This window comes from Marinomonas posidonica, assembly GCF_043643765.1.
In the GTDB taxonomy this organism is placed as follows: Bacteria; Pseudomonadota; Gammaproteobacteria; order Pseudomonadales; family Marinomonadaceae; genus Marinomonas; species Marinomonas posidonica_A.
The window spans coordinates 1-24,547 of record NZ_JBHZSP010000024.1; the positions used below are offsets into that span (position 1 = coordinate 1).

The 24,547-nt window shown below is 42.3% G+C and carries 23 protein-coding genes; 12 read left to right on the top strand and 11 right to left on the bottom strand.

Annotated features, from left to right (window positions below):
- Window positions 1–340: 340 nt before the first annotated feature.
- On the bottom strand, window positions 341–2,248 hold the full coding sequence (gene aceF / locus ACHUFM_RS17890; protein ID WP_394183980.1) for a pyruvate dehydrogenase complex dihydrolipoyllysine-residue acetyltransferase: 1,908 nt from the start codon (window positions 2,246–2,248) through the stop codon (window positions 341–343).
- Between the two features lie 89 nt (window positions 2,249–2,337).
- Window positions 2,338–5,004 carry a pyruvate dehydrogenase (acetyl-transferring), homodimeric type gene (gene aceE, locus ACHUFM_RS17895; RefSeq protein WP_394183981.1) on the bottom strand — a complete coding sequence of 889 codons (2,667 nt, stop codon included), beginning with the start codon at window positions 5,002–5,004 and terminating at the stop codon, window positions 2,338–2,340.
- 883 nt (window positions 5,005–5,887) lie between these two features.
- Here aceE and nadC point away from each other — a divergent pair.
- The 12 genes from nadC to ACHUFM_RS17955 all read left to right on the top strand — a co-directional run bounded on the left by nadC (window position 5,888) and on the right by ACHUFM_RS17955 (window position 16,600).
- A complete protein-coding gene (gene nadC / locus ACHUFM_RS17900; RefSeq protein WP_394183982.1) occupies window positions 5,888–6,739 on the top strand; it encodes a carboxylating nicotinate-nucleotide diphosphorylase in 852 nt (283 codons plus the stop codon).
- A complete protein-coding gene (locus ACHUFM_RS17905; RefSeq protein ID WP_394183983.1) occupies window positions 6,736–7,932 on the top strand; it encodes an acetate/propionate family kinase in 1,197 nt (398 codons plus the stop codon). The genes nadC and ACHUFM_RS17905 overlap by 4 nt, the downstream gene beginning before the upstream one ends.
- 44 nt (window positions 7,933–7,976) lie before the next feature.
- Window positions 7,977–10,073 carry a phosphate acetyltransferase gene (pta, locus tag ACHUFM_RS17910; protein ID WP_394183984.1) on the top strand — a complete coding sequence of 699 codons (2,097 nt, stop codon included), beginning with the start codon at window positions 7,977–7,979 and terminating at the stop codon, window positions 10,071–10,073.
- A gap of 117 nt (window positions 10,074–10,190) precedes the next feature.
- Window positions 10,191–10,577: a hypothetical protein gene (locus ACHUFM_RS17915; protein WP_394183985.1), complete on the top strand. Its 387-nt coding sequence runs from the start codon at window positions 10,191–10,193 to the stop codon at window positions 10,575–10,577.
- 62 nt (window positions 10,578–10,639) lie between these two features.
- Window positions 10,640–11,092, top strand: a complete 453-nt coding sequence (locus ACHUFM_RS17920) for a pilin (protein ID WP_394183986.1) — start codon at window positions 10,640–10,642, stop codon at window positions 11,090–11,092.
- A complete protein-coding gene (locus tag ACHUFM_RS17925) occupies window positions 11,089–12,012 on the top strand; it encodes a GspE/PulE family protein (RefSeq protein WP_394183987.1) in 924 nt (307 codons plus the stop codon). The genes ACHUFM_RS17920 and ACHUFM_RS17925 overlap by 4 nt, the downstream gene beginning before the upstream one ends.
- An 8-nt stretch (window positions 12,013–12,020) precedes the next feature.
- Window positions 12,021–13,085: a type II secretion system F family protein gene (locus tag ACHUFM_RS17930; protein WP_394183988.1), complete on the top strand. Its 1,065-nt coding sequence runs from the start codon at window positions 12,021–12,023 to the stop codon at window positions 13,083–13,085.
- A gap of 9 nt (window positions 13,086–13,094) precedes the next feature.
- A complete protein-coding gene (locus ACHUFM_RS17935; protein WP_394183989.1) occupies window positions 13,095–13,886 on the top strand; it encodes a prepilin peptidase in 792 nt (263 codons plus the stop codon).
- Window positions 13,877–14,479, top strand: coding sequence for a dephospho-CoA kinase (coaE, locus tag ACHUFM_RS17940; RefSeq protein ID WP_113875654.1), 603 nt, complete (start codon window positions 13,877–13,879; stop codon window positions 14,477–14,479). The genes ACHUFM_RS17935 and coaE overlap by 10 nt, the downstream gene beginning before the upstream one ends.
- Window positions 14,476–14,694: a DNA gyrase inhibitor YacG gene (locus ACHUFM_RS17945; RefSeq protein ID WP_113875655.1), complete on the top strand. Its 219-nt coding sequence runs from the start codon at window positions 14,476–14,478 to the stop codon at window positions 14,692–14,694. Before coaE ends, ACHUFM_RS17945 begins: the two co-directional genes overlap by 4 nt.
- A gap of 26 nt (window positions 14,695–14,720) precedes the next feature.
- Entirely contained in the window at window positions 14,721–15,932 is a 1,212-nt protein-coding gene (locus ACHUFM_RS17950; RefSeq protein ID WP_394183990.1) for a response regulator, read from the top strand.
- A 5-nt stretch (window positions 15,933–15,937) separates the two neighbouring features.
- Window positions 15,938–16,600 (top strand): sensor histidine kinase, encoded by a 663-nt coding sequence (locus tag ACHUFM_RS17955; RefSeq protein WP_394183991.1) that lies wholly within the window; start codon window positions 15,938–15,940, stop codon window positions 16,598–16,600.
- Window positions 16,601–16,619: 19 nt separating this feature from the next.
- On the opposite strand, the gene ACHUFM_RS17960 is transcribed toward ACHUFM_RS17955, so the two are convergent.
- The 9 genes from ACHUFM_RS17960 to ACHUFM_RS18000 form a co-directional block, all read right to left on the bottom strand.
- Entirely contained in the window at window positions 16,620–17,237 is a 618-nt protein-coding gene (locus ACHUFM_RS17960; RefSeq protein ID WP_394183992.1) for a GntR family transcriptional regulator, read from the bottom strand.
- A complete protein-coding gene (locus ACHUFM_RS17965; RefSeq protein ID WP_394183993.1) occupies window positions 17,238–18,425 on the bottom strand; it encodes a benzoate/H(+) symporter BenE family transporter in 1,188 nt (395 codons plus the stop codon).
- A gap of 142 nt (window positions 18,426–18,567) precedes the next feature.
- Entirely contained in the window at window positions 18,568–19,341 is a 774-nt protein-coding gene (gene ehuA / locus ACHUFM_RS17970; RefSeq protein WP_113875660.1) for an ectoine/hydroxyectoine ABC transporter ATP-binding protein EhuA, read from the bottom strand.
- Window positions 19,338–20,015, bottom strand: a complete 678-nt coding sequence (gene ehuD / locus ACHUFM_RS17975) for an ectoine/hydroxyectoine ABC transporter permease subunit EhuD (RefSeq protein WP_113875661.1) — start codon at window positions 20,013–20,015, stop codon at window positions 19,338–19,340. The genes ehuA and ehuD overlap by 4 nt, the downstream gene beginning before the upstream one ends.
- Complete coding sequence (gene ehuC, locus ACHUFM_RS17980; RefSeq protein ID WP_113875662.1) at window positions 20,015–20,674, bottom strand: ectoine/hydroxyectoine ABC transporter permease subunit EhuC; 660 nt, start codon at window positions 20,672–20,674, stop codon at window positions 20,015–20,017. Before ehuC ends, ehuD begins: the two co-directional genes overlap by 1 nt.
- 18 nt (window positions 20,675–20,692) lie before the next feature.
- A complete protein-coding gene (gene ehuB, locus ACHUFM_RS17985; protein WP_394183994.1) occupies window positions 20,693–21,541 on the bottom strand; it encodes an ectoine/hydroxyectoine ABC transporter substrate-binding protein EhuB in 849 nt (282 codons plus the stop codon).
- A gap of 252 nt (window positions 21,542–21,793) precedes the next feature.
- The gene (locus ACHUFM_RS17990; RefSeq protein ID WP_394183995.1) at window positions 21,794–22,507 is read right to left on the bottom strand and encodes a ZIP family metal transporter; all 714 of its coding nucleotides are present in this window, start codon (window positions 22,505–22,507) and stop codon (window positions 21,794–21,796) included.
- A 64-nt stretch (window positions 22,508–22,571) separates the two neighbouring features.
- Window positions 22,572–22,700 (bottom strand): hypothetical protein, encoded by a 129-nt coding sequence (locus ACHUFM_RS17995; protein WP_394183996.1) that lies wholly within the window; start codon window positions 22,698–22,700, stop codon window positions 22,572–22,574.
- Window positions 22,701–22,948: 248 nt separating this feature from the next.
- Window positions 22,949–23,755, bottom strand: coding sequence for a response regulator (locus ACHUFM_RS18000; protein ID WP_394183997.1), 807 nt, complete (start codon window positions 23,753–23,755; stop codon window positions 22,949–22,951).
- Between the last annotated feature and the right edge of the window lie 792 nt (window positions 23,756–24,547).

The following is a 24,547-nucleotide window of genomic DNA, read 5'->3' on the forward strand; positions in this document are numbered from 1 at the left end:
CCTGAGTCCGATAGCGTATCGGAATCAGGCCTTGAAAGCCGCTTAGAACAGAGTCCAACTTTATGGGGTCAGTTCATCGATAGGCTTTTTTATAAAAATCATCTCTATTAAGCCAACTTGCTAACTAAGCAATTTACGGCTTTTCATGCAAGACAAGCAAAGCCTTAGTAGATACATGCGTTGCAGAAATAGACGTCTAAATAATCATTAGAAAGCATTTAAATCAAAACAATTCAGCATGCATGAAACATGCAACTGAACCCACCAATAGACATATTGTAAGCACAAAAAAAGCCACTCAAATTGAGTGGCTTTTAGTATGCATAGCCAGACCTGAAGTTTACAATGTTAGACGACGAACATCGCTCAACAATGAGTTCAAGTAAGTTAAGAAGCGACCTGCATCACCACCATTAATTGCTCTGTGGTCATAAGACAAGCACAAAGGCAACATAGTGCGAGGCTCAAAGTCTTTACCGTTCCAACGTGGTTCGATATCGGCTTTGGACACACCTAGAATCCCCACCTCAGGACAGTTAACAATTGGCGTGAAACCAGTACCACCAATCGCACCAAGGCTAGAGATAGTAAAGCAACCACCTTGCATATCAGCAGGCTTAAGCTGCTTATCAAGTGCTTTCTTGATCAACTCGCCCGCTTCTTTTGCGATCTGCACAACGGATTTTTTATCCACATCACGCAATACAGGAACAACAAGCCCAACAGGAGAATCAACAGCAATACCTATGTTGACATAGTGCTTCTGCACATAACTTTCACCGTCAGCCATCAAAGAAACATTGAATGCAGGGTTAGCCACCATTGCTTGCGCAACGGCTTTGATCAGGAATGGCAGTGGTGTCAATTTTACACCTTGCTTTTCCATCTCTGGCTTCAAGCCTTTACGGAACTCTTCCAAATTCGAGATATCGGCTTTATCAAACTGAGTCACTTGTGGCACAACCAAAGAGTTGCGAACCATGTTCTCAGCGGTCAATCGCTGAATCTTACTCATCTTAACAATTTCGATTTCACCGAACTTGCTAAAGTCTTGATCTGGAACCGTTGGCAAGCCTGCACCAGAGGCCGCGCCCGCAGCAGGCGCAGATGCCGCCTTCTTTACAGCCGCTTTAACATAAGCATGCAGATCTTCTTTCAAGATACGACCACGAGGGCCTGTAGCACGAACAAGCGATAAATCCACACCCAACTCACGAGCCAACATGCGAACAGCAGGACCTGCGTGAACTTTTTTGGATGGTTCAGTCAATACAGCAGATTGATCTACAGCAGGAGTCGCCGCTTTTGGCTGACTTGCTGCTGGCGCTTCGGCTTTCTTCTCTGGCGCTGGCGCTGTAGCTTGTGCAGCTGGTGCTGAAACAGCACCTTCCACTTCAAGCTCTAGGATCAAATCACCTTCAGAAACCTGATCGCCCTCTTTTATAGAGATAGACTTCACTTTACCGGATTTAGGCGCAGGAATGTCCATTGATGCCTTGTCTGTTTCAAGCACGATGATGGAATCACCCTCTTTGACCTCATCACCAGCGGCAACCGCCACTTCGATGACATCAACACCTTCAGCACCACCAATATCAGGCACCTTAACGGATTCAACACCACCAGAAGTTGCAACAGGCGCGGCTTCGGTTGCTTGTTGAGCAGGCTCAGCAACCTCTTCAGAGGTGCCTGCAGATTCCGTAACCATGGTTAAGATGGCACTTCCTTCTGACACGGTATCGCCTACTTTGATTGAGATAGCAGCAACTTTACCAGTAAATGGTGAAGGTATATCCATTGACGCTTTGTCCGTTTCAAGAACGATTAAAGAATCACCTTCCTCTACCTGATCACCTTCAGCGACACAAAGCTCTATCACCTCAACGTCTGTAGCACCACCAATATCAGGTACAACAACTTGTTGCTCACTAGACGTAGCAGCAGGTGCAGGTGCAGCAGTCGGCTCAGCCGCTTGTTCTGTTTCAGCAGGCTGATCAACACTAGCGGAACCTTCAAGCTCGATCACTAGAACTTCATCACCTTCAGACACTTTATCGCCTTCAGCAACGGATATTTTCGTTACTTTACCTGCTTGCGATGAAGGCACATCCATTGAAGCCTTGTCCGTTTCTAAAACAATAATTGATTGGTCAACTTCAATAATGTCACCAACCTTAACACTGACCTCGATAACTTCGACATCAGTCGCACCGCCAATATCCGGTACTCGAATGATTTCAGTACTCACAGAAATCTCCTTTGTCGTTTAGACGCATCAAACTTAAAATCTTATCTGGTTTTGATTTATCAAAACCAGATACCTAGCTTGTCAAGTAATTAGCAAATAACTGGATTTGGCTTCTCAGGATCTAAACCAAACTTGGCAATCGCCTCACTAACTACGGATGCATCAACCACACCGTCTTTCGCCAGTGCACTCAAGGCAGAAACAACAACCCAGTAACGGTTGATCTCAAAGAAATGACGCAATTGAGCACGTGTATCGCTTCGACCGAAACCATCTGTTCCAAGTACATTGTATGTACCTTTTACAAATGGGCGGATCTGATCAGCAAACAACTTCATGTGGTCAGTTGATGCAATCACAGGCCCTTTACCGTCTAAGCAAGTCTCAACATAAGACTGGCGTTGCTCCGCTTCAGGGTGAAGCATATTCCAACGACTTGCATCCAAACCTTCACGACGCAATTCATTGAAAGAAGTCACACTCCAAACATCCGAGTTCACACCGAAGTCATTGAACAGAATTTCAGCGGCCGCTTCCACTTCACGAAGAATAACACCTGAACCAAGCAATTGAACTTGCTTTTTATTGGTTTTCTTAGTGTGAGATTTTAGCTTGTACATGCCTTTCAGGATGCCATCTTCAACACCTTCAGGCATATCTTCGTGAGCGTAGTTTTCATTCATCACTGTTAGGTAATAGAAAACACTCTCTTTCTCTTTGTACATACGACGTAAGCCATCTTGAACGATAACAGCGACTTCGTAAGAGTAAGTCGGGTCGTAAGAAATACAGTTTGGAATCGTACCAGCCAAGATGTGTGAGTGACCATCTTCGTGCTGTAGACCTTCACCATTTAGCGTAGTACGACCTGCAGTGGCACCAATCAAGAAGCCACGCGCCTGAGAATCACCCGCTGCCCACGCCAAGTCACCAACACGTTGGAAACCAAACATAGAGTAGTAGATGTACACAGGAATCATAGGTAGATTGCTGTTACTGTAAGACGTTGCTAGTGCCAACCAAGAAGAGAATGCCCCTGCTTCGTTGATACCTTCCTGAAGAATCTGCCCGTCTTGTGACTCTTTGTAGTACATGATCTGAGTATGGTCATGTGGCGTGTAACGCTGACCTTCAGAAGAATAAATACCCAATTGACGGAACATGCCTTCCATACCGAAAGTACGCGCTTCATCAGCAAGAATTGGCACTACGCGTGGGCCAATTTGCTTGTCTTTCACCATCACGTTTAAGGCACGAACAAATGCCATCGTCGTGGAAATTTCACGACCTTTAGTACCCGCAATTTGCGCTTTAAACGCTTCAAGAGACGGCACTTCCAGTGCTTCACAATCACGACGACGTGTTGGGAAGTCACCATGCAATTCTTTACGACGTGAGCGCAAGTATTGCATTTCTGGGCTATCTTCAGCTGGCTTGTAATAAGGCAGATCTTTCAGCTCTTCATCACTAATTGGAATACCAAATTTGTCACGAAACTGAGCAAGAGACTCTTCGTCAAGTTTCTTAGTCTGGTGAGCTGTATTTTGCGCTTCAGCCGCCTTAAACATACCGTAACCCTTGACCGTTTGAGCCAAGACAACAGTAGGTTGACCTTTATGAGAAGTTGCTTCTTTGTAAGCCGCATATACTTTATATGGATCGTGACCACCGCGATTAAGATTCATGATCTCATCGTCAGTCATGTCTTTAACCATTTCTAGCAACTCAGGGTACTTACCGAAGAAATGCTCACGAGTATAAGCACCACCATTCGCTTTGTAGTTCTGTAGTTCGCCATCGCACACTTCGTTCATGCGCTTAACAAGCAAACCTTTGGTGTCTTTTTCGAACAAAGGATCCCAATGACGACCCCAAAGACACTTAACAACGTTCCAACCAGCACCTCGGAAGACACCTTCCAATTCTTGAACAATCTTGCTGTTACCACGTACAGGCCCATCAAGACGCTGTAAGTTACAGTTGATTACGAAGATTAAGTTATCTAGCTTCTCACGACCCGCCAGCGCAATCGCACCCAAAGATTCCGGCTCATCACACTCACCATCACCTAGGAAAGCCCAGACCTTACGATCACCTTGATCAATCAAGCCACGACTGTGCTGATATTTCATCACATGAGCTTGATAAATAGCTTGTAGTGGCCCAAGACCCATAGATACCGTTGGGAACTGCCAGTAATCTGGCATCAACCATGGGTGTGGATACGAAGAGATGCCTTTGCCATCTACTTCACGACGGAAATTATCAAGCTGTTCATCAGTCAAACGACCTTCAATGTATGAACGAGCATAAATCCCAGGGGAAATATGGCCTTGGAAGAACACCATATCTGCTTCTTGTTTACCGTCATTACCACGGAAAAAGTGGTTAAAGCCGATATCGTACAAGGTTGCCGCAGATGAGAAACTAGTAATGTGGCCACCAAGGGTAGAATCCGCTCGGTTTGCTTTCATTACCATTGCCAATGCATTCCAACGAATGATTGAACGAATACGACGCTCCATAAAGATGTCACCAGGTAGTGGTGCTTCATCTTCTGGCGCTATCGTATTGCGATATGGCGTCGTAATAGAGGCTGGTAGTGAAGTGCCCGCTTTAGAGGCCTCACCACTCAGACGGTTTAAAATGTATTGCGCGCGATCAGGACCTTCTTCGCGAAGGACAGACTCAAGCGCATCGATCCACTCTTTGGTTTCAATTGGATCGATGTCTTCGAGAATATGCTGCTCAGTCATCGTGTTAATAACTCCCGCTATTAGAACAGATACTTAACCTTCAAATAATCAGTGTTGCTAACCATTTAAAAGCTACTTAAACGAGCCAGAAATGAACGGTGTGTTGCACCATTTATTTCAGTCGACCTAGATAAAACGACACCCTACTCGTTTGAGCTAGCGTGTCGTTTTATCTGCACCAATGGTCATAGTTTTTGTTTTAATTGTTTACCATTGAATCAACCACCAGCTGAAATACGCTGGTCGGCTCGCTTCCAATTTGAGTCTGGTTCAACAGACCCTTCATTTATTTTTCACCTCAGCAGCATGACTAACTGAGAATGAAAATACAAAATTTCATTACTATATAATGAAAGTAGAAAGCGCAAATAAAGTGTTACTTCACTTTTAGTCTAACCAATCTAAATTAGGCTATTTTTTGTCTTATGCTCTTCTAATTCGGGCGTAAGATTAACACCTAAACAAGAAATCGCATAGACAAACTACGCATCAAGCATAGATCAAGACCACTTTTGTAGCTTTAAAACATGACGTTTTACTGACACAAATCCATGTAAAGTCCGACCAATTCGGCCTCAGTCTAACTGCAAAACCTTCAATTCACAAAATAAATGCAGACTATAAATCACATTAATACAAGTAGAATTGATCACAACTTGATCTATACAACCTGAAAAACTGTAATAAAATTACATAAATACCACCCTTTTCATATGGCATTTTGCGCACTCTCACTCTCAATCACTGAGTATATTTTGCTTAATTCAGATACGAATTCAGCTGAATGTCATATAAATCAATCATTATGATCAATTCAGCACTGACGATTTGTGAATATAAAGCTACAATAGTGAATTCAAAAATGCGCATTATAGGACTGTACATGACCCCTTTGGACGCTCAATTAATTGAGCATATTCAAACTCAGGTTGCTTTTGCACTTAAAGAAGATATTGGTAGTGGCGACATTACGGCGCAACTGATTCCAGATGATCAATACATTACCGCCAACCTCATCAGTCGAGAAGACGCTGTACTCTGTGGGCAAGCTTGGGCCAACGAAGTATTTAAACAGCTTGGAAATGATGTCAGCTTAACTTGGCATCAACAAGACGGCGACCTAATAATCGCCGATCAAGTATTTCTGACCATTAAGGGGCATGCCCGAACCATTTTAACGGGTGAGAGAACGGCCCTTAACTTCATTCAAAGCCTCTCCTATACCGCTACTGTCACACGCCAATATTGCCTGTTAGTGGAAGGAACAGCATTAACCATACTGGATACTCGCAAAACCATCCCAGGCATGCGTTTAGCACAGAAATATGCCGTAACGACTGGCGGCGGTCAAAATCATCGCATTGGTTTATATGATGCCTTCTTGATCAAGGAAAATCATATTATGGCTGCTGGCTCTATTCCTAATGCTGTTGCGATGGCAAAACAAATTGCACCAGGCAAAACCATTGAAGTGGAAACTGAAAATCTAGAAGAAGTCGCCGAAGCGGTTAACGCAGGTGCCGACATCATCATGTTAGATAATTTTTCCTACGACGACATGCGCCAGGCCGTTCAGCAGTATCAAGGCTCAGTAAAATTTGAAGCTTCTGGCAATATGGACAAACAACGTTTGCCAGAAGTAGCCAAAACTGGCGTTGACTTTGTATCAATAGGTGCATTAACAAAGCATGTCACTGCCATCGATTTATCTTTACGTGTATATCAGGAGTCATGATGAAAGACAGTATTCTAGTAATTAATTGCGGTAGTTCATCACTGAAGTTCGCTATTTTAGCCAACGCCGGACAAGATACTTTGATGGAAGGCATTGCCGACCAACTTGGCTCAGACACCAGCACCATTACTTTTAAACACCAAGGTGAAAAACATCAAAAGCCTCTTGCTGTAGGCAATCATGAGCATGCAGTGAAAGAGATTAAGGCTTGGTTAGATCTACACTCAGACATCAACCATTCCTTAGTCGGGATTGGACACCGCATCGTTCATGGTGGCGAAACATTTAATCAGTCCGTGTTAATCAATCAAGAGGTCATTAATGGCATTCAAGAATGTGCCAGCTTAGCCCCACTTCATAGCCCTGCACATTTAAAAGGCATTGAAGTTACCTTAGCGTTGTTCCCTGGCTTACCACAGGTCGCAGTGTTTGACACCTCGTTCCACCAAAGCCTGTCAAAAGAGCAGTTTCTTTACCCGATCCCAATGGATTTTTATCGAGAACACCACTTTCGCAAATACGGCTTTCATGGCACCAGCTATCGCTACATCAATCAACAGCTTGCTAAACTGGCACCCGGCAGCGATCAGCAAGGGGTTCTGGTGGCTCACCTTGGTAATGGTGCGAGCACTTGCGCCATTAACAAAGGCAAGTCGTCAGATACCAGCATGGGGATTACACCTCTTGAAGGGCTAATGATGGGAACTCGTTCCGGCAGTCTCGATCCAAGCTTGCTAACTTTCATTATGAAAGCCAAACACCTTTCCGCAGAAGAAGCACTTGATGTGCTTAATAAGAAAAGCGGTTTGCTTGGTGTATCTGAACTATCAAATGATTGCCGTACGTTAGAAGATGCCATGATATCAGGTGACGAGAGAGCTAAATTAGCACTCGATATGTTTGCTATTCGTACCGCTAAATACCTAGTAAGTACCGCCACAACTTTAGAAAGTATTGATCACTTGGTCTTCACTGGTGGTATCGGCGAGAATTCAGTCTATCTACGTAATGCCATTTGCCAACAACTGCGTGCTTTTAATATCAAGCTGGATAATCGTCTAAACAACCACGCCCGTCGTGGTGAAGCATCAAACATAAGCGCCGAAGATAGCCAAACTCAAGTCTGGATCATCCCAACAAATGAGGAGCTTATGATTGCATTGGATACCATTAGCTTGATACAAGGTTCATAACAGGTTCAGCCCACTATTAATGGACTAACATAGGATTCTTACATATGACAATTAACGTACTTATGACAGTTCCAACAGGACCAGGTGTTGGCTTAACATCCGTTTCGGTTGGTCTAGTTCGTGCTCTTGAACAGCAAGGGCTGAAAGCGAGCTTCTTCAAACCAGTCGCTCAACCTCAGCCAGGTGATAAAGGCCCAGATAAATCGACTGCCATGGTGGCACAAGGCTCATCCTTAACACCGGCCGAACCGATCCCATTGCACGAAGCCGAGCGTTTTCTTTATAACGACAACATTGATGAATTAATGGAAGAAATCGTCGGCCGCTTCCAAGCCAGTGTTGAGCCTGACTCGACGGTAATAGTGGAAGGGTTAGCGCAAATTGCCGGGCATCCGTATGCGACTCGCTTAAATAAAGCCATTGCTCGCACTCTAGATGCTGGCTTAGTGCTAGTCACCGCTCCTAATAACATGCGAGTAAATGAACTAGAGCATCATGTTGAGATTGCTGCTGGATCTTATGGCGGCATTAAAGCAGATGACGTCATTGGCTGTATTTTGAACAAGACCACTCCTGGCTCATTAGGGGTAAAATCCTATGGAGACTTATTTGCTCAACGCGGCATCTTTAAACGTAACTTCAGTTTACTAGGCCAAATACCATCGGCCGACGAACTGACGTTTCCGAGAGTAAAAGACGTCGCCGATTTTTTGGGTGCAACCATTGTTAATGCGGGCGAAATGGAAACTCGACGAGTGCAATCTTACACACTTTGTGCACGTGGCGTTGAGAATGTATTAGAGGCTTTGAAACCAGGCGTGGTGGTCTTTACGCCAGGTGATCGTACAGACGTCATTATGGCCACAGCCATTGCTGCGCTAAACGACATCAAAATCGCCGCATTAGTGGTGACTGGCGGTTACCAACCTAGTGAAGCCTTGATGTCCCTTTGTGGTAAAGCCATGGCTAAAGGTCTGCCTGTGCTATCCGTTAATTCGAATAGCTGGGAAACCGTGATCAACATGCAATCGTTCAACCAAGAAATCCCACTCGATGATAAAGAACGCGTCTCTATGGTAAAAGAACACATAGCACGCTGTATTGACCACGACTGGATTAATTCTTTTGCTCTCAATCAAGAAGAAAGAAAACTTTCACCACCCGCTTTCCGTTTCCGTTTAATTGAATTGGCCCGTTCACTAAACAAACGCATTGTGCTTCCAGAAGGGGAAGAAATTCGCACCATTCAAGCAGCTTCTATTTGTGCAGAACGAGGCATTGCACGCTGTACACTACTGGGTAATGAGCAAGAGATTCTTCGTACTGCTCAAAATAACGGTATTGAATTAAGTCATGGTGTCGAGATTTTAGATCCGGCCAGTATTCTTGAGGGTTATGTTGGCCCAATGGTCGAACTTCGTAAAAGTCGTGGTTTAACGGACATAGTAGCTCGTGAACAACTCGAAGATAACGTTGTTTTAGGCACCATGATGCTACAAACAGGCGATGTGGATGGCTTGGTTTCAGGTGCGGTTCACACCACCGCTAATACCATTCGTCCGGCATTGCAATTAATCAAAACCTCTCCTGACGCCAGTTTGGTTTCCTCTGTTTTCTTCATGTGCTTGCCAGATCAAGTCTTGGTATATGGCGATTGTGCAATTAATCCAGACCCTAGCGCTGAACAGCTCGCTGAAATCGCGGTTCAAAGTGCAGATTCTGCAAGTGCATTTGGTATTACGCCGAAAGTCGCTATGATCAGTTACAGTACAGGTGGTTCAGGTACAGGAAATGATGTAGATAAAGTACGTGAAGCAACCGAAATTGCGCAACGACTTCGTCCTGATCTTTTAATTGATGGCCCGTTGCAATACGATGCCGCGATCATGGAAAAAGTCGCCAAACAAAAAGCACCTAATAGTAAAGTCGCAGGTAAAGCCACAGTATTTGTTTTCCCTGATTTAAATACAGGCAACACGACTTATAAGGCCGTACAACGAAGTGCCGATGTGGTGAGTATCGGTCCGATGTTGCAAGGTATTCGCAAGCCAGTTAACGATTTGTCACGTGGTGCCTTGGTTGATGATATTGTCTACACCATTGCTATCACAGCGATTCAAGCAGGTGAAATAAAATCTTAATTTAGGTCTTTTCGTCCAATCTGGGATCATATAATGAAAACCAGATTGGACAATCACCACTTTGCCGATTAATATTTAACCATTAACAATAAATTACATTTGTAAGTGGTGAGTATTATGTCCGGTAGCCTCCCTCATTCCATTGCCGTGTCCAACCAAACACAATCCAATGTAGCCCAGCCAGGTTACACGACTTACGATGTTCGTTCTGACGAAGACACCAATATGGCGGCATTAAATGCCCGTAATGCCAAAGCCTCAAGTGATTTAGTCGTCACCATATCGGAACAAGGCCAAGCACTTCAGGGCCGAACTCGAAAGCAATTTGAAGAAACCAAAAAGAAAAAAGAAACACTATCCAAAACGAGAGAAGACTTAATTGAAGATGAGTTTCTCGGAGAGTTTGAAGATGACGCTTCTCTACCTGTGTTTGGTAAAACCGATAAATCAGAATTTTATTCAGAAAAAACACCAACGGGTGAAATGTTAGATCAAACCGTCTAATCATGAATAGACGTTTTTAATATAAAGGCAGGATGCCTAACAACCTCTTCAAGGAGTGAAGAATGTTTATTTGCCGCAATGCTCAGCAAGGCTTTACCTTGCTTGAACTCATGGTCGTGATCGCCATTATCTCTATTCTAGCGAGCCTTTCTGCTCCCACCTTCACGCGCCAAATTGCCAAAGCCAAACTTATTGATGCCCAAAACATAGGAACCCAACACCAAGCCATTATAGAGGAATTCATTTTATTAAATGGTCACTTCCCAAGCGCTGAAGAATTTAAGCTCTACAAACGCACTTTGGCAGACAAATCGATTGTTAAAAGTCTTGCTGTTAAGAACCAAAATAATATCAGCGGCGATCTCGTATTAACCCTTAATAACAGCACCGACATTACTGAAGGCCAAGTGATCACCTATCAACGTGATAGCAATCGTAATTGGTCCTGTACCTCTGACATAAATCAGCAACTTCTACCTCAACAATGCACCTCTAGCGTTGGAGAAAAAGAATGACACTGGAAGAAATCTTAACCACCGCGATTCAAAGCAGGGCAACAGATATACACATTGAACAGACCCATCAGGCCATTCATGTTTATCAAAGGCAATTCGGCTTACTAAAAAAAATGACAGAGCTAAGTTCAAATGAAGGCTTACTAAATCGAATTAAAATGAAAGCGAACTTAGATCTTTCAGAGTCTCGACGAACTCAAGAAGGCCAATTCTCTTTTACTGAAAAAGACAAAACCACCTTCATTCGAGTCAGCATCATTGCTACCGTAAAAGGTGAAAAAGTTGCCATGCGCTTATTACCCGAAAAACATCAATTGAGCTTAAATGAAATTGGTCTACCCAAAACCATTTATAGTCAACTGAAAACGGCAATACACTCTACCAGTGGTTTAATTCTTGTTTGCGGGGCAACTGGTGCCGGAAAGAGCACAACACTCTACGCCTGTTTGGAAGCATTAAATGATGGACAGAAAAGCATTTTCACCATTGAGGACCCCGTCGAATATGAACTAACCGGCTTATTTCAATGTGAGCCGAACCCAGCCATAGAACTTAACTCAGCGGCCTTACTAAAATCTTTGTTACGACAAGATCCTGACATCATTATGTTAGGGGAAATACGAGATGCCATCACAGCCAACTTAGCTGTTAATGCCGCATTAACTGGGCATCTTGTTTTGGCTACCCTTCACACCAACTCAGCATTTGATGCGATTCACCGATGCCATGCTTGGCAAGTCGATTTTTTCTCTTTAGTGAGCTCTTTGAGACTCATCATCCATCAATCCATGCAATATGAAGAACAAGGTCAACATGCTGTTTTTAGTGCCTTAAAGCCTCTCTGGAGTGATCGCATGCCAGACTCTTACGACACGCTAATCCACTCTAATCACCTCTGGCATGCTATGAATCATACTTAGGTTTTCATATGACTTGGTTCAAAGTGACATTTGATAACAAACATGAAGAAATACATCAAGCTAACTCTGAAAATGAGCTTTTTTTGGCGCTCATCCCTCATGGAAAATGGCCTATAGACATTAAGCAATGGCAGCCAACGTATCTTAATTATGCGTCATTATTAACCTTCTATAAGGAAATAGACAGCGCTCTACAGTCCGGCTTACAACTAACGGAGGCAATAGAACATCTGGCTTTGGCATCACGTTCAGATTCCCTAACCGCCATAAATAAAGCCTTGTTAACCGAACTAAACAAAGGCAAAAGTTTCAATTTCACCCTTTCGACTCTGTGCCTCAATATTACGGTGCCATATTGTCAGCTTATTAATGCAAAAGGATCCAGAGAAGACTGCCAGCAAAGTTTAACCACATCGATTTTGCAACTGACTTCTTTGCTGGATTGGTCAGCTCGAATTTTCAAAGCCATTCTGTATCCTTTTTGCATCATTCAAATCGCTTTAATCATGTCAATCCTCAATCATTACTGGCAGCTCGAATCAGACCACAAAGTGATTACCGCCATGCTACCAATGGGCTCAGTCTATATTTTAACCAGCATTGGGCAACTCTATATATTACTGTCCTTATACAGTGGAAAAGCCTGTTTCTGGTTAGAAAAAATCAGCATTACATTTCGTTTAACTAAGATATTTTCTTTGCTATCAACAGCAAGGAGCACAGGAACTACTCTGCAGCAAACCTTGCGAAGAATGCACTTATATTTAAACCACTCAGAAACAATAGACGAGATTCTATTTACTTATTATCAACTCAAACTTGGTCGAAGTTATGTCGAGAGTTTTCCTGATCATTGGTTTCCTGATAAGGCAGCCATTGCCCTTTACTCTGCGGAAAAAGATGGGGATTTAGATCGGGCGTTATTCATTGCGGCAAAAACACATGAGAAAAACTGGCAGAAAAAAATCCATTTTCTTGAAAAAATCATCCCTGCTCTTTGCCTTTTGTTAGCTGGAAGCTTTGTCGCCTCTGCACTTGTTAGCATTTACGCCCCCTTATTAAATTTGTCATAAAGGAAGCGCATGAACAGCATTCACTATACGTTATATCTCATCTTTATTTTAAGCCTAGGAAGTTTCTCTGGTTCATACTGTTATCGTTGGCCCAAGCAACAACATTTAACTTGGCAAAAAGAAGCTAGACTCATATTAGGGCTTCCCCCTAAGCACATAAACTGTTGCTGTTCGTCTAATTTTTCTCAATGCCCTTCATGCCAACATCGGCTGTCTATTTGGGAACTCATTCCTATTGTAAGTTTTGTTTTGCATCAACGACGCTGTCGACATTGCCATCAACCTATCTCAGTTCGATATACCATCATTGAGGTGGCACATTTGATCACTGGTGCCGCCCTACCTTTTTTTATTCATGAAATGTTCGCTTTAATACTATACAGCTTACTCATTAGCGCGTTAATAACCGCTTCCTTTGTAGACATTGAGCATTATCTGTTACCAGACGAATGCCTACTAGTGGCGATTATTTGCGCTTTTTTAACACAGCTTCACTCAGATCAACTGTCTGATCATGTGCTTGGTGCTATCATTGGTTTTTTAGCCATATATTGTCTTAGGTCGTTATATTACTGGGTCCGAAAACAAACTGGCATTGGACTTGGCGACGCAAAATTAATGGCCGTATTAGGAGCATGGCTCGGGATTTTTCACCTTCCTGACATTCTAGTTTGTGCATGTATACTTGGAATCTTATACACTGTCATTAGTAAAAGACATGAAGCAAAATTAATTGCTTTTGGCCCTTTTTTAACATTTTCGAGTATTTTCTTATTTTACGTAAAAATATTATGGCAGTAGTCCCTATTATTGGTTTAGCCGGTGGCATTGGCTCAGGAAAAAGTACCATTGCCGCCCTATTTAATCAGCTTGGTATTGAAAGCATTGATGCTGATGATGTCGCCCGACAAGTCGTTGAGCTTGGCACCCCAGCACTCAACAAAATCCATCAGAGATTTGGTGATGCGATTCTTCTTACAGATGGTACGCTTAACCGTCGCGCCTTACGCCATATCATTTTCAGTCAACCAGAAGAAAAAGCTTGGTTAGAAAGTGTTACCCATCCGGCTATTAGAGAGTCATTAGACACCGCCTTAAAAAAAGCAACTTCAGCTTATGTTTTGCTGGTTCACCCTTTATTGTTTGAAACTCAGCAAAACAAAATGTGCCGCTATGTTGTAGCAATTGATACTCCAAAAGAGATTCAAATCCAAAGAGTCATGAGTCGTGATCGAATTGATGAAGAAACCACCCTTAATATTATCAATTCTCAGTTAAGCAATCAGGATAGGCTCGATAAAGCAGATTTAGTCCTTGAAAATGCTGGAAATATTAATGAGATGAATGATAAAGTTTTAAAGATGCATGAAACCATTTTAAGGTTGATCAAATGATAGAGAACAAAAGTCTTGTTGCTTGTCCAACCTGCCAAACAAAATCCGCATGGTCAATTGATAATCCAGATCGACCTTTTTGCAGTGCTCGCTGTAAATTAATTGATCTTGGTGAGTGGGCTAATGAGTCCTATGCCATACCTCAGCAAACGTCTGAGGAAGATGAAATTTTCTCCGAAGACTTAGCAGCAAACCCTAATAAGTCTTTTTTATGATGTTTAGAGTGGGAATATAATATTTTATGGCTCAGCAAGATTTTTCGAATAAAAAAGCACTTTTGATTGAAGATATGGCTGAAGCTCGAATCATGCAGCGCAAAATGCTGACCGATTTTGGTTTCACTTCAATCGATATCGCCATGAAAGCTGAAACCGCCATTGAATTGCTTCGTAGCAAATCATTTGATGTCATTCTATCGGATTACAATTTGGGGAAAGGTAAAGACGGCCAACAGTTGCTCGAAGAAGTTCGTCACTCCGCACTGATCCCTAACACCGCAACCTACTTAATGGTTACGGCGGAAACGTCAATTGAGATGGTCATGGGCGCCATTGAATATCAACCAGATGGTTATGTCACAAAGCCTTTTTCTCAGGCTATGCTTCAGCGCCGACTCAATAAGCTTCTAGAGACCAAAGAAAGACTATATAAAGTCAACCTAGCACTGGATAACAAAGAGTACGAAACAGCCATAAGCGAAGCAAAAATCGTGATGGACAAGTACCCTTCTCTAGAAGGCAAATGCGAACGCATTATGGGTGATTGTTTTTTAGAATTGAAAGAATATAAAAAAGCACTCACTCTGTTTAACAAAACCATCAAAAGCCGCAAAATGCCTTGGGCTTTATTTGGCAAAGCCAAATCCTATTACTTGATGGATGAGCTGGATAAAGCAGAAAAGTTGTTAAACCAACTCATGTTAGACAATCGTTTCTTTGTTAGTGCTTATGACTGGCTGGCCAAAGTGTTATTGAAACAAGACAAAGTGGCTGAAGCACAATCAACGCTAATCGCTGCCATTACTAAGTCACCTAAAAACATCCTGCGTCAAATGGAGTTGGGACGAATCAGTTTACTCCTTGGTGACAGTATCACAGCAGAAATGGCGTATCGTAAGGCCGTCTTTCTCGCTAAACATTCTTGCTATAATACCTCTGAAGTATACTTAAAACATTTGGAGTCATTGGCCAGAATCGCTGACAGTGGTCCATTGATTCCACGCCAAAAAGACAACTTTGACAGTACTTTGAAGAAAATTCATGATGGCTTTTTTGATGAGCCAGACTCAAGAGCAAAAGCGTATGAGTATGAAATGGACATTTGCATCGCGGACAACGAAATTTCAACCGCAAAGCAAATTTTTGAGGTTTGGCTTAGCGATGCAGGCTCGGCCGCAGCTACTGCGCCTAGCAAACAACAAACTGATCGTTATTCAAGTGCATTCGGAAGCTAACCAAGATGGAAAAAGTTAATATAAGCACCATTTTAGCCAGCGCTATTCATGAGAGTAAAAACCAAGTAGGCACTCTGCTCTATCAACTGCAGACAGTCAAAGAAAGCTTAGGCGTTGAAACACCTCAAAACCGCAAAATCATTCAAATTGAAGAGTCTTTAAAAAAGCTTAATGATGAATGGGTTGAATACCTATATTTGTACAGATTAGCTTCTGATGGCTATGAACTTCATCCAGACACCTTCTTAATGGAAGAATTTTTAGATGACCAGGTGTTTGCTTTATCGCCCTCCGCTATCGCAAAAGATCTGCAATTAAACTTTGAGTGTGACTCAAAACTCACAGGCTGTTTTGACGAACGTCTCATGACTGCCGTTGTCAGCACCGCTGTCTATAATGCTTTTCGTTACGCAAAAAGTGAAATTTTATTAACGGCTTTTCAAGATAAGAATTTTTTGATCATCAATGTAGAAGATGATGGCCCTGGCTTTGTTGATGATGAAGAACACCACGATGCTTTATTGGATGACAATACAGGACTAGGCTTATATTTCGCAGAGCTCTCGGCGAATGCCCATACTTACGGAGAAACCTGCGGATACATTGAAAAATCGGCTTCCCGCTTCGGTGGTGCTTGTCTGTCTGTGCACTTACCACAAACCCCATAACCTCAACATGCAGACTGCATTAAGCTTTCTTCAAATGTTCCGTTAAACGCTCCCCAGCAGATATAATATGCTTTTCAAGCAACTGCACCGCCGCCACTTTATCGTGACATGCGATTAATTCCAACCACTCGTTATGCTCTTGTTGACTGTGATTATGATAACCTAATGGTCCAAACTGAAAACCAAGGTAACGACTTGCTTGAATATTTAACACCTCAATACTTCTCATTAAAGTTGGACGATCACAAGCTCGGTAAATAGCATAATGAAAACGCCAGTTTAAGTTGCCGCGCTCTAATAAGGTTAAGTCTCTCACCTCTAGCTTCCTGAGATACGAGTATGCTTCATCCAAATGAGTTGATCTAATATGCTCAAAAGCAAACTCTAGTGCTAAAGTTTCTAGTTTTGCTCGCATCAAAGCGAGATCTTCCGCTTCTTTCCAATTTAACTTTGGAATCATCACTCCCGCTTTGCCATGGGGTACTAGCCAAGCCTCTGCTTTTAAAGCTTGTAACGCATCGCGAACAGGAATTCGGCTAACCTCATAGCGTGTCGATAGAACCGTTTGCCTTAAGGCCACGCCCATCGGTAATCGATTATTTAAAATATCTTCTTTTATTCTATTTATTAATTCCATTTAGCGCGTCCTCGACCATTTTAGCTTACTGACTAGTAAGCAAATAACGCCAAATAGAATCCCCCAAAACGCCGACGCGATACCAGCAAACGAGACACCCGACACAGTGACAAGAAATGTTACCAACGACGCTTCCCGAGTACTGTCTTCAAGCATCGCAGTTTTAAGGTTCATCCCGATCGTTCCCAATAAAGCAATTCCAGCAAGTGCAGCCACCATACTCGCAGGGAAAACCGCAAACAAAGCCACGACAGACACACCTGCAAAGCCAGCGAATAAGTAAAATACACCTGCTGATAACCCTGCAATATAACGCTTATTAGGGTCTCTGTGACACTCATTACCAGAACAAATCGCTGCAGTTATTGCCGCAAGATTAAAAGCAAAACCACCCGCTGGCGCCAATACGACAGAGGCCAATCCGGTCCAGCTAATCAAAGGGGACACAGGTGTTTTATAACCACTGCCTCGCATGACTGCAACCCCAGGAATATTTTGCGATGTCATGGTCACGATAAATAAAGGAACCCCCACCCCTATTAGAGCGCTTAAGTTCCATTCAGGATACACCCAGACTAAGTGACCAAATTGCACTGGAATCATTGAAAAAATAGCTTGTTCAGCGCGGCCAAGCACACACACAACACCAGCCATTAGAACCAATAAAATGGCATATCGAGGTAGAAAGACTCTGGAGAATAAATACACCAACAGCATGGTCGCAACCATAAAGGCGTCTTCTGTCATGGACGTAAAAATGGACAAGCCAAATTGAAACAAAACGCCTGCCAACATAGCGCAAGCAATAGGCAGTGGCACCCAATTCATTAACCGGTCGAATAAGCCAGACATGCCAACTAAACAGGCTAGGAGCCCAGCAAATATAAAGACACCAATTGCTTCTGGGTAACTAACATTCGCTAGACTGGTTGCTAACAATGCCGCTCCTGGTGTTGACCATGCCGTAATTACGGGGGCTTTATACCACAAAGATAAAAAGAAACAGGTGGCTCCCATTCCAATTCCAAGCACCATAATCCACGAAACAATGATGTCCTCACTTGCTCCAGCAGCTTGTGCCGCTTGGAAAACAATCGCGACAGAGCTTGCAAAGCCAATTAATACAGCGACAAATCCAGCCACAACCGCACTTAGACTCAAATCATTTAAAATTGATCGCACATCCATTACCCAAATAAAAACTTAGGTCATTACTATACGAAGAAAAACATTAAAAATGTATACATTTTTAATGTAAATCCAAAAAAACTGCACCGATTCACATCAGTACAGCTCTCTTAAACTTCATTCAATATCGAAAAAGCCTGGATCAATTCAAGTAAGCATTTAAAAATGCTTTAGTCCGTTCTTCTTTGGGTGAGGTGAAAATATCCTCTGGCGCACCTTCTTCAACAATGCGCCCCTGATCAAAAAAGCACACTCGATCACTCACTTCACGTGCAAAATACATTTCATGAGTCACTAATAACATGGTAAAACGCTGCTCTTTGGCAAGATTACGAATCACATCAAGTACTTCGTCAACTAACTCAGGGTCTAAAGCAGACGTAATCTCATCTAGCAACAAAATGGAAGGACGCATTGCTAGCGCTCGCGCAATACCTACTCGCTGCTTTTGTCCACCAGAGAGGTCATTTGGATAACTGTCTGCTTTGTCAGCAAGACCAACTAATTCAAGCAGATCTTCAGCATTTTTTTCAGCCTCAGAACGAGAAAGCCCTTTCACTCGCATTGGCGCTTCAGTAATATTCCGCTTCACTGTCATATGTGGAAACAGATTAAAATGCTGAAACACCATGCCTAAGTGATCCCTCATTTTGTGTAAATGCTTATTTGAAGCAGGTACATAACTCCCATTCCACGGCATATGCCAAAGAGATTCACCATTTACATTAATGTAACCGCCATCAATACCCTCTAATGTCATCAGTATTCGTAACAAGGTACTTTTACCCGAACCACTGGGACCAATAATAGAGACAATTTCATTTTCTTTAACCGAGAAATTGAAGTCATTAAATATACTGGTATCACCAAATCGCTTTGATACATTTTTAAATTCAATTATAGGATGACTACTCATTTCAGACTAATTCCTTCTTTCGGAAAGCGATTCTCAATCATGTGAATGCCGTATGCGGCCATGATGCTAAACATCAAATATAAAATCCCCACCAAAGTGAATGGCTCAAGATATCGAAAATTTTCAGAACCAATGATTTTGGCAATTTGCAGCATCTCCAGTAACGTAATAGCAGACAACTGCGGTGTTTCTTTAAACATGGCGATAATATAATTTCCCGTGGCAGGGATCATCGGACGAATCGCCTGAGGTAAGATGACATCTCGATACGTATCAAACATGGAAAGATTCAATGCTCTTGACGCTTCCCACTGCCCTTTTTCTACCCCATCAATACCGCTACGGAACACTTCTGAAAGATAAGCGCCATAATGCAGACCTAGGGCTAAAACACCTGTCAATAAAGGCGACATGCTAATACCAAACTCTGGCATAACGTAGTACAGGAAAAAAATTTGCACCAGCAAAGGAGTACTGCGGATAAATTCGACAAGCCAATAGATTAAACTACGTAGACTACGGTGCCGACTGCGTCTTATTAAGGCAAAAGCCAACCCCACAAAAACGGCCAAACAACTTCCTAGCAAAGTCGCCAATAAAGTAACTTTTGCCGCTGATAAGATCATCGGCAACACTTCCCAAGTGAATGCCCAACTCCAAGTTAACCCAACCATTATTTCACCCCTCCACGTCCAAGACCTTTACTTAAGCGCTTTTCGAGGTAGCGAAAACACAAGGCTAAACACTGTGCAATAACAAAATAAAGCAATAGGACCACGCCAAAAATTTCACCGACTTGTAGCGTCATATCCGCGAGTGATTTTGCCTTAAAAGTAAGATCCGCAATGGTAATTAACGACACTAAAGACGTAGCCTTAACCAGTTCAATCGCTAGGTTGCCAAATGGCGGGATCATGCCAACTAAGGCCTGAGGTAAAATAATGCGTCTTAAGCTTTGTGATGGTGTGAAATTTAAGGCGACAGAAGCTTCAAACTGACCTTTTGGAACAGAAGAAATAGCCCCACGAACAACCTCAGTTCCATAAGCACCAATGTTTAACCCTAGAGCAATAACACCTGCTGTCATAGCATCTATAGAAAGGCCAAATAAAGGTAGAACAAAGTAAATCCAATACAATTGGATTAATGCCGATGTACCACGAAAAAATTCAATATAAACAACCGCTAGCTGTTTTAAAGGAAAGCCACCATATAAACGCATCAACCCGAAGATAAAGGCCATGGCTGCGGCCAAAGGCAGAGCCATTGCAACGATTTTAATCGTCACAACAGCGCCTTGGAGTAACACGGAGACTATTTCTCCAAATTCCATTCTGTTTACTCCCTGGAGTTACTGACAAAGCTTCTCGGTAGTCATACCTTTAGCCAAAGTATGTTGACCAAAGCCATACGGCTCAACCATAGCTAGATGCTCTTCTGAACCAAGAAAGTCAGCTAGTTTGTCATTGAACGCATCACGCAGAGACTCATCACCAGGGCGGAAGCCAAACGCACCATAGCCTTTGACTGATTTACCATTAATAATTAAATCGTCAAAAGGCTGTGCTAATTCTACTTTGCTATCTTTGGAGGCAAGATTTGCCATGGTTAAACTGGTACCAGCCAAAGCATCAATTCGACCAGCTTTTAAAGCTGCAACACCTGATGGATAGTCAGGTAAAGTCACTATCTTATTCATCGCAATTCCAAAATCACGTGCGTAGCCATACTCAACAGCCCCAGACATAACACCCATTTTCACATCTTTGGATTTAATATCCCCATAGCCATTTAACTGCACTGGGTTGCCATTTTTAACTAAAAAGCCTTCACCAATACTGTAAGTGGGATTGGAAAAGAGTATTTGCATGCAACGCTTTGGAGTCACATACATGCCTGCCGCAATGACATCAAACCGACCTGCTCTCAGGCCAGGAATCAGAGCACCAAACTCAGTTACCACCACATCAACATCTTTAACACCCAACTCTTCCAGCACATGAACCGCAATCACAGGTGCTTCACCAGCTGGTTCGCCATCAGATGTGGTGTAACCATAAGGGACTTCATTCGCCACACCTATGGTCACTTTACCGTCTTGCTTAATGTCATCTAAGGTATCCGCTTGAACCGATACAGATAAAACAGAGAAACAAAATATAATTAGAGATATAACCTTATTCTTTATAGAAAAATACATTCCAAACCTCATCCTTTGTGAAAAACCATCTAATTCCTTATTAATCCTATACAAAAAAGGAGATTTACTCAATATTATTAGACCTATAAATATTTCAACTCTTAATATAAATGCTCTATAAATGACTACCAACTCCCTTTGAAAAGCAGGCATAGCAAGGCATAGAAATGAATTCTAGAATGAAATATTCACGAGGAGAAAAAGACAAATCGGCGATAAAATCGGAGGAAAATTATTATTTTACGCAACAAGCTAGTTGATGGACATATACCCAACCAAACCCAATGAAAAACCAAGCACTGCCCCTAACGGTGGACCCCAATGCTTCTCTAAAACTGCTTGAGGTGCAATATCTTGAAATACAATGTAGAGGATACCCCCCGCTGAAAACAGCATAATACCCGAAATAATATTGTGATATTCAGAAAGCCAAATATACGCAATCATGCCCGCAATAGGTCCAGTGAGTGCCAAGACAAAAAACAAAATCAGAACTGTTTTAACGGAATAAGCTCGAGTATGCCGCAGTTCCCGAAATGCATTAAAACCTTCTGGTATATTTTGCATTATAATCAACAAAGTAATGAGAACCGCGTCACGGCTACCAGTTGCAACAGACGCTCCTAATGCGAGTGACTCAGGGATAAAATCAGACAACATGGCAACTAATTGACTCATTGACGAGCCACTTTTTGCAAGGTAGTAATCCAGTAACATAAAACTAACACCACCAGAAACAAATACGCCGGTCGCTTGCAAAGGATTAAAATTGGATATGCCTTCAGGCACTAACACCAGTGCTACTGCAGACATCAAAGCACCACCGCCAAAAGCTGTTATGCCATGTAGGATTTCTTTTTCTAACCAAATAGGCTTGATATGGAGAAAGTGAGCAATAATTGCACCTACAGGCATGGCGATGCCTGCAAAAAAAGTAAGAAAAAACGCGTGCAGTAACGGTACCATTCGTCGTCTTCCTAATCAGTTAAACTCCACCCTCTAATATATCAAATCATACCGTTATGAAACATTATTTACGATCAATATTGACCCAAGCGTCCCAGCCTTGCCAATCCTCGTGATTTAATTCATCAACATTAGATTTACGATTGATACTTCTTGCATTGAATTGAGTTAAGGACTTAATCAGTTTTATCATTCTATACCTCCAAAGTGCGGTTATTAGCACTAAGATATACAATGAAAACGAATCGTGATATTGAGATAAATAAAACGATTTAATAAATTTCAACTATCAATAAAAACCATACGGTTAAGACCTTCTAACAAACAAAACTTCAAGCCCTCAAACTTTTATTTGGCAATAGCCACAGCAGTTAACCTTACAGTTTTTACTCACCTTATTTAGATTAAAATAGTTCAAAAAAATCCATCTAATGATATTTTTCAACTGGCAATTTCATCTTTAGGGTCATCAGAATTCTCTAACACTTGTCGGTTTTTAACCCCTTCTAACGTGAGAGAGTCCATTAACTTGGCTAGTTCATTGACACAATTCGGCTGACTCTCAAGTACATCTAAGTTAATCGCCACATCACAAACATGAAGGTTTTCTTGTGTAGAATTCGCAGCTTCGATACGAACAATGTCATAAACCAATTCCGTAATGCTAATATCTTGAGCTTTGGAAGTTGGCATTGAAAAGCCTACCCGGCATTTATCGAACAAACTAATCTGATCTGTGTATGGCACTTCAAACAACATACCTGAGCTACTAATATTTTTAATCTTACCAGGCACGGATTCTTGAAACTTAAATGACACTTGAAAACGATGTGGCGGTAAGTCAGAAACTCGAGCATTTCGCCTTTGTTCAGAACTGTACCAAGCGCGGCGTATAGCATCTTCTAATCGCTCCGGGGTAAACGGTTTAACCAAATACTGTGTTACCCCTTTCTCGATTGCATCAACAACAAAACTTTTGCTATCTTCAGATGCCATCATAATAAAAGGAGTATCTTTTAACTTTGGGTGACTCCTAATAAAGTCAAGTAATTGAAACCCATTTAAATGCGGCATATCCAAATCAGAGATGACCACATCAACCGCTTGCTTTTGCAAAATAAGCTTAGCTGTTAGTCCATTGACAGCAGACAATATTCTTTGACTTCCTAACTGATCATAAATCGTGCTTTTCACAACCGAGCGCACAGATTGACTATCATCAGCAATCAAAAAACTAACATTTTTCATGTATTTTCCTTTGCTATAAATCAATGAAGAAAAATAAACGCCCACAATAATAACACCCTATGTAACAAAATGTATCTAAAAGACAACTTAAAATAAAACAAGTTCTTTTAAATTAATGAGTTAAAGAGCATTAATTTTTCAAACCCCATGTACTAGATTAGTATCGCTAGCGCAATGAGATATTAGGACTTAAAAGAATGTGCAGAAACGAACATATTATCAGCGCCATCAAGCCGACAATCTAAACAATAAAAGAGAGGCGTTTATTAAAGCGCCGAGACACACTTCTAGGGACGGTATGTCCCCTGAAGACATAAGAGGTAGAAAAACCCTAATGCATGCCATCTTGACATTGTAGTCGCGCTGACGCGTCGAGCTGGCGAGACAGGCGCAAGCGAAGGCAATGGTAAGATGAGGAGATTAAAAACAACCTACAATGATCTGAAGCTTCGCTTCATACCACGAGGGCATAAAAATCCTGCTTCGCAGCGCCATTTGGCGCCCTGAGCAGGTAACATCGCTCAGTCACATGGATCCAGAGGTATTGAAGTGCTAGATGCCGTGGTTCGCTCTTTATTCTAGGCAATAAAAACCCCCGCCCTGCTTCGCAGGACGAGGTTCTTTTCATTTTAAAGCTTGATGATATTTATGCCCTTTGGGTACGACCTACTCTTATAATGCCCTTGGGGTACACATGGCTATTTAATACAGCCAAGCCCACACTACCATCGGCGATGGCGAGCGCCTGCGGCGAATAAAGAGTCACTTCTGAACGCCCGTGGCGAATAGAAG